This window comes from Mesorhizobium sp. M7A.F.Ca.US.006.04.2.1 (genome assembly GCF_004022915.1).
In the GTDB taxonomy this organism is placed as follows: Bacteria; Pseudomonadota; Alphaproteobacteria; order Rhizobiales; family Rhizobiaceae; genus Mesorhizobium; species Mesorhizobium ciceri.
Map to the genome: position 1 here is coordinate 1 of NZ_RZQA01000334.1, position 6243 is coordinate 6243.

The following is a 6243-nucleotide window of genomic DNA, read 5'->3' on the forward strand; positions in this document are numbered from 1 at the left end:
ATCGTTGGCTTGCCCAACGTCGGCAAGTCGACGCTTTTCAACGCGTTGACCAGAACGGCTGCGGCGCAGGCCGCCAACTATCCGTTCTGCACCATCGAACCGAATACCGGCGAGGTCGCGGTGCCCGATCCGCGCCTGCAGAAGATCGCGGCGATTGGCAAGTCAAAGGAGATCATCCCGACCCGCATCTCCTTCGTCGACATTGCCGGTCTGGTGCGCGGCGCCTCGAAGGGCGAAGGGCTGGGCAACCAGTTCCTCGCCAACATCCGCGAGGTCGACGCCATCGTGCATGTGCTGCGCTGCTTCGAGGATGACGACATTACCCATGTCGAGGGCCGCATCGACCCGGTGGCCGATGCCGAGACGGTCGAAACCGAGCTGATGCTCGCCGACCTCGACAGCCTCGAGCGCCGCATCGTGCAATTCCGCAAGCGCGCCGGCAGCAAGGACAAGGAAGCGACGTCAGTGCTGCCGATGATGGAGGCAGCGCTAGAACTGCTGCAGGCCGGCAAGCCGACCCGCATCCTGCTCAAGGATATTTCGGCCGAAGATTTGCGCATCCTGCAGGGCCTGAACCTTCTGACCTCGCATCCCGTGCTCTATGTCTGCAACGTCGCCGAGGCCGACGCAGCCACCGGCAACGAGCACACCAGGGCCGTGGAAAAGATGGCGACCGCCCAGGGCGCCGGCACCGTGGTGATCTCGGCCGCCATCGAAGCCGAGGTCGCACAGCTCTCCGATGAGGAAGAGATGGAATTCCTGTCCTCGCTCGGCCTCGACGAGCCCGGCCTCAACAAGGTCATCCGCGCCGGCTACGATCTGTTGCACCTCATCACCTACTTCACCGTCGGGCCGAAGGAGACGCGCGCCTGGACCATCCATAAGGGCGACAAGGCCCCCCAGGCCGCCGGCGTCATCCACACCGATTTCGAGCGCGGCTTCATCCGCGCCCAGACCATCGCCTACAATGACTTCGTCACACTGGGCGGCGAAGTGGCGGCCAAGGAAGCCGGCAAGGCCCGCGACGAAGGCAAGGAATATGTCGTCCAGGACGGCGACATCCTGCTGTTCAAGTTCAACACGTGATTTGATGGAAGTCCTTCGAGACTGTCCGCGGGCCGGCTGAGCCGACCACCAGATATCAGGCCCAAAGTGTCGCCTATAAAGCTGATAATATTTGATTGTGACGGCGTCCTCGTGAACAGCGAGGAGATATACCAGGCAACCGAGCTTGAATATCTGGCGGCGGCCGGCATCACGTTCGAACCAAGCGCCTATACGCAAGCCTTCATGGGATTGTCTCCCGCTATGTGGCAGGCGAAGCTCGAAGCGATCGGCCAAGAGCGAGCCAAGCCGCTCTCTCCGCTCTTTTTTGAACAGCTTGCCGACCACACCAACGAACGCTTGCGTAAGAATCTGGCGGCCTTACCCGATGCACGGAATGTGATTGGCCGGCTCGCCGCATGGAGATGTGTGGCGTCAAGCACGCCGCTGGCCCGATTGCGTTGGAAACTCGAACACACGGGCCTTGTCGACCTTTTCGATCCTAATATTTTTTCATCGGACATGGTCGTCAATGGAAAGCCGGAACCAGACCTGTTCTTGCATGCGGCGGACACGATCGGTGTTCATGCAAAGGAGTGCATCGTGGTCGAGGACAGCGTGAATGGCGTCCTGGCGGGCAAGGCAGCAGGTATGCGCGTGATCGGATTTACCGCTGGCAGTCATTGCACCGGCACTCATGGCGATGCTCTGTTGCGACATGGCGCGGATGCCCTCGTCGGCGCATACGAGGACTTGGAGGTCACTCTAGCCAGTCTTTAGATCGATCCGCTGACGCGGCTTCCGAGCCGCGAGGGCCGTCCCCCGGCCCGATTCGGGCTTGTCTTGATTTTGTCACGTCACAGGTCTAAGCGGCAGACGCACGGTCGGCGCTGGCGCCGGGAACCGTGCAATCCAACACGACGCGTCAATCCGAACACACCCTTTGGCCCCAGCAAGGGATATCAGGCGATGATCAAGGCCTTCGTCGTGGACAATGATCGCCTGCGCCTCGTCGACGATCTCCTGGCAAACAGCGAGACCATCGTCTGGGCGGACCTGTTCAACCCGACAAAGGAAGAGGAAGCGACGATCGAGAGCTGGCTCGGCGTGGCCATTCCGACACGCGAGGAGATGGAGGAGATCGAGATTTCGAGCCGCCTCTATGTCGAGGACGGCGCCTACTTCATGACCGCAACCCTGCCCGCCCAGACCGAGGTCGACGATCCCTTGATGTCGCCGGTCACCTTCGTGCTCGCCGGCACAAGGTTGATCACTGTGCGCTACCACGAGCCGAAGGCCTTCAAGACCTTTCCGCAGCGCGCCGAGAAGGTGGCGACCGGCTGCACCAGCGGCGACACCATCCTGATCGGCTTGCTGGAGGCGATCGTCGACCGTCTCGCCGACATTCTGGAGCGTGCCGGCCGTGACATCGAGGCGATCTCGCGCGATATCTTCGAGGCGCGATCGACCAAGGTTTCCAAGCGCAATCGCGACTTCCAGGAATTGTTGAAAGCCATCGGCCGCAAGGAGGACATCGCGTCTTCGATCCGCGACAGCCTGATCTCGCTGCAGCGCCTGGCGGGCTTTTTCGCCCATGCCTCGACCCGCACCAAGATGAGCAAGGACACCAAGGCGCGCATCAAGACGCTGTCCCGCGACGTGCTGTCACTCGCCGACCACGCCACCTTCCTATCGCAGAAGATCTCTTTCCTGCTCGACGCGACGCTCGGCATGATCTCGATCGAGCAGAACGCCATCATCAAGATATTTTCGGTCGCCGCCGTCATCTTCCTGCCGCCGACTTTGGTCGCCTCGATCTACGGCATGAATTTCGACGTCATCCCCGAGTTGAAATGGGAACTTGGCTATCCCTTCGCCATCGCCATGATGGTGCTGTCGGCGATCCTGCCCTTCTGGTATTTCCGCCGCCGCGGCTGGCTCTGAGTGGGCCTGTCGATCGGCTGCCACAGGCTGGCGCAGTAGAAATCGCTTGACCAAATGAACGCCGGCCTGCATCCGGAAACCCCGATCCTGGGGATCGTGGGTCGACAAGCCGGATTCCAGACCATGACCGCAGAGATAAAAACATGGGCCTATGAGGACTTCATCGAGGGTGCATCGATCGACCTCGGCTCGAAGCTCGTGAGTGCCGCCGAGATCGTCGAATTCGCCGGAGAATTCGACCCGCAGCCGATGCATCTCGACGAGGAAGCCGGCAAGGCCAGCATCCTCGGTGGGCTGGCGGCGTCGGGCTGGCACACCTGCGCCATGTTCATGCGCATGCTGTGCGATGCCTTCCTGTTGGACTCGACCTGCCAGGGCGCGCCCGGCGTCGATCAGGTCAAATGGAAGAAGCCGGTCCTGGCCGGCGATCAACTGACCGGCACCCTGGTGGTCGTTGCCAAGCGCCTGTCCAAATCGAAGCCACAACTCGGCTTCGTTACAATGCGCAGCGAACTGTTCAACCAGCGCGGCGAAAGCGTCTTCGAGCTCGAGAACTCCGCCATGTTCCTCACGCGCGATGCCGCGGGGAGCCAAGCATGACACTGGACGAGTTCTTTCGTATCGGCACCACGGTAACGCTCGGCTCGCACACATTCGAGCCCGAGGCGATCAAGGCCTTCGCCCGCAAATACGACCCGCAGATCTTCCATACCGACGAGGAGGCCGCGAAGAAAAGCGTGCTCGGCGGGCTCTGCGCATCCGGCTGGCACACCGCCGCCACCTGGATGAAACTCAATCTCGAAAACCGCATGGACGCCGAGATCGCTGCGTGGAGCGGCCCCGGTCCGGTGCCGGAATTCGGCCCCTCGCCTGGCTTCAAGAACCTGAAATGGCTCAAGCCGGTCTATGCCGGGCAAACCATCACCTTCACGCGCACCGCGCTGTCGCACCGCCCGATTGCCTCACGCCCCGGCTGGCGGCTGCTGGCGCTGCGTTCGGAAGCTTTCGATTCGACCGGCGACAAAGTGCTCGAGTTCGAAAGCGCCGTGCTGGTGAAGGCCGAGTAGAGGCGGCGCTTCTTCCTTCTCCCATGTGGGAGAAGGGAAGAACACTCAATGCCCCTCGAACCCAATCAGCGTCCGCACCGGCACGCCAAGCGCCTCCAGCTTGGCACGGCCGCCGAGGTCCGGCAGGTCGATGACGAAACAGGCGGCGAGGATGTCGGCACCTATCTGGCGCAGCAGCTTGACCGCCGCTTCAGCCGTGCCGCCGGTGGCGATCAGATCGTCGACCAGGATCACTTTCTCGCCCGGAGCAACACCGTCCTTGTGCATCTCCATTTCGTCCAGCCCGTATTCCAGGCTGTAGGCGACGCGCACCGTCTCGTAGGGCAGCTTGCCTTTCTTGCGGATCGGCACGAAACCGGCCGAGAGCTGATGGGCGACGGCGCCGCCAAGGATGAAGCCGCGCGCCTCAATGCCGGCGATCTTGTCGATCTTCTGGCCGGCATAGGGATGCACCAGTTCGTCGATGGCGCGGCGGAAGGCGCGCGCATTGCCAAGCAGCGTGGTGATGTCGCGAAACAGGATGCCGGGCTTGGGATAGTCCGGAATGGTGCGGATCGCGGCAAGCAGCGTGTCTTCGAGCGAGGATTTCATGGGGCGAGATTACCTGAAACGAAGGTTATTGCGCGACAATTGTTCGATCGAGCTGCAGCCCATCAGCTTCATGCCGCGTTCGATCTCGACCCGCATCTGTTCGAGCGCCCGTTCCACGCCGGGCTGACCGGCCGCCGCGAGCGGAAACAGATAGTAGCGTCCGACGCCGACGGCCTTGGCGCCGAGCGACAGCGCTTTCAGCACGTGTGTGCCGCGCTGCACGCCGCCATCCATGATGACGTCGATCCTGTCGCCAACGGCATCGACGACCTCGGCAAGCTGGTCGAACGCCGCCCGTGAGCCATCCAACTGCCGCCCGCCATGGTTCGACAGCACGATGCCGCTGCAGCCGATGTCGACAGCGCGTTTGGCATCCTCCACCGACATGACGCCCTTGAGGCAGAACGGACCCGACCAGAGCTTGACCATCTCGGCGACGTCGTCCCATGTCATCGACGGATCGAGCATCTCGGTGAAGTAACGGCTGATCGACATCGTGCCGCCGCCCATGTCGACATGCTCGTCGAGCTGCGGTAGCTCGAAGCCCTCATGGGTGAAATAGTTGATCGCCCACGCCGGCTTGAGCGCGAACTGCGCCATTCCGGCGAGATTGAGCCTGAAGGGAATGGCAAAGCCGGTGCGTTTGTCGCGTTCGCGGTTTCCCCCGGTGATGCTGTCGACGGTCAGCATCATCACCTCGACGCCGACCGCCTTTGCCCGCTGCATCATCGCCCGGTTAAGACCGCGATCCCGGTGGAAATAGAACTGGTAGACCTGCGGGCTGCTGCTGATGCTGCGCGCCTCCTCAAGGCTGACGGTGCCCAGCGACGACACGCCGAACATGGTGCCGTATTTGGCGGCGGCCTTGGCGACCGCGCGCTCGCCCTGGTGATGGAACAGGCGCTGCAAGGCGGTCGGCGAGCAATAGAACGGCATCGCCAGCTTCTGGCCCATGACCGTCACCGACATGTCGACCTCGCTCACCCCGCGCAGCACGTTGGGAACCAGGTCGCAGGTCTCGAAGCTTTCGGTGTTGCGGCGATAGGTGACCTCGTCGTCCGCCGCGCCGTCGATGTAGTTGAAGATCGGTCCCGGCAGCCGCTGCTGCGCCATGCGGCGGAAATCGGAAAAGTTGTGACAGTCGCTGAGCCGCATCATCGAATTCCAAAGGCCATGGCGGGACAAGTTTCTCGCCACCGTTCGATGCATCGAATATCAACCTGTTGTCGGCGTGCCAACGGACTATTTTTCGAGCTGCCCTCCGGACATGGCCATGAGCAAAAAAAGGGACGCCGAAGCGCCCCTTTCTGGTCTAATCCGATTGACGAAGATTACATGCCGAGATCCGAACGAAGCTCGGCCCTGGCCACTTCATACTCGGCCTTGAAGTCGTCCCGGTTGAGCAGGACCGCGGCGATGACGCTGCCGGAAATCCTGCCCATCTCGACGTCGGACGCATAGTGGATGCCGCCGACCTCGCGGTTGTGGGCGTATTCGGCCGCACGCGCCATGATCTCTGCGCGCTTTTCAGGAACCATATCGGACAGGATAATGCCCATCATGGTGCCGACGGTGGCGTGGCCGGACGGCCAGGAAC

Annotated in this window: 8 protein-coding genes; 5 read left to right on the plus strand and 3 right to left on the minus strand. The window is 62.1% G+C overall.

From position 1 onward, the window contains the following. From ychF to EN925_RS18465, 5 genes are all read left to right on the plus strand, one after another. Positions 1 to 1086 (plus strand): redox-regulated ATPase YchF (gene ychF, locus EN925_RS18445; RefSeq protein WP_128336781.1); only part of this gene is annotated, 1086 nt, incomplete at its 5' end. Positions 1087 to 1152: 66 nt separating this feature from the next. Next, complete coding sequence (locus tag EN925_RS18450) at positions 1153 to 1824, plus strand: HAD family phosphatase (protein ID WP_032808607.1); 672 nt, start codon at positions 1153 to 1155, stop codon at positions 1822 to 1824. Between the two features lie 189 nt (positions 1825 to 2013). Further along, complete coding sequence (gene corA, locus EN925_RS18455) at positions 2014 to 2988, plus strand: magnesium/cobalt transporter CorA (RefSeq protein ID WP_013529992.1); 975 nt, start codon at positions 2014 to 2016, stop codon at positions 2986 to 2988. 123 nt (positions 2989 to 3111) lie between these two features. Beyond that, positions 3112 to 3588: a MaoC family dehydratase gene (locus tag EN925_RS18460; protein WP_013529991.1), complete on the plus strand. Its 477-nt coding sequence runs from the start codon at positions 3112 to 3114 to the stop codon at positions 3586 to 3588. Beyond that, positions 3585 to 4055 carry a MaoC family dehydratase gene (locus EN925_RS18465; protein WP_027162159.1) on the plus strand — a complete coding sequence of 157 codons (471 nt, stop codon included), beginning with the start codon at positions 3585 to 3587 and terminating at the stop codon, positions 4053 to 4055. The genes EN925_RS18460 and EN925_RS18465 overlap by 4 nt, the downstream gene beginning before the upstream one ends. A gap of 45 nt (positions 4056 to 4100) precedes the next feature. Here the strand turns inward: EN925_RS18465 and EN925_RS18470 are convergent, their stop codons facing one another. The 3 genes from EN925_RS18470 to EN925_RS18480 all read right to left on the minus strand — a co-directional run. Continuing rightward, a complete protein-coding gene (locus EN925_RS18470; RefSeq protein WP_013529989.1) occupies positions 4101 to 4646 on the minus strand; it encodes an adenine phosphoribosyltransferase in 546 nt (181 codons plus the stop codon). A 9-nt stretch (positions 4647 to 4655) separates the two neighbouring features. Next, the gene (locus EN925_RS18475; RefSeq protein WP_164766102.1) at positions 4656 to 5801 is read right to left on the minus strand and encodes an alpha-hydroxy acid oxidase; all 1146 of its coding nucleotides are present in this window, start codon (positions 5799 to 5801) and stop codon (positions 4656 to 4658) included. Between the two features lie 176 nt (positions 5802 to 5977). Next, a partial coding sequence (locus EN925_RS18480; protein WP_128336783.1) for a phosphatase PAP2 family protein occupies positions 5978 to 6243 on the minus strand: 266 nt, incomplete at its 5' end.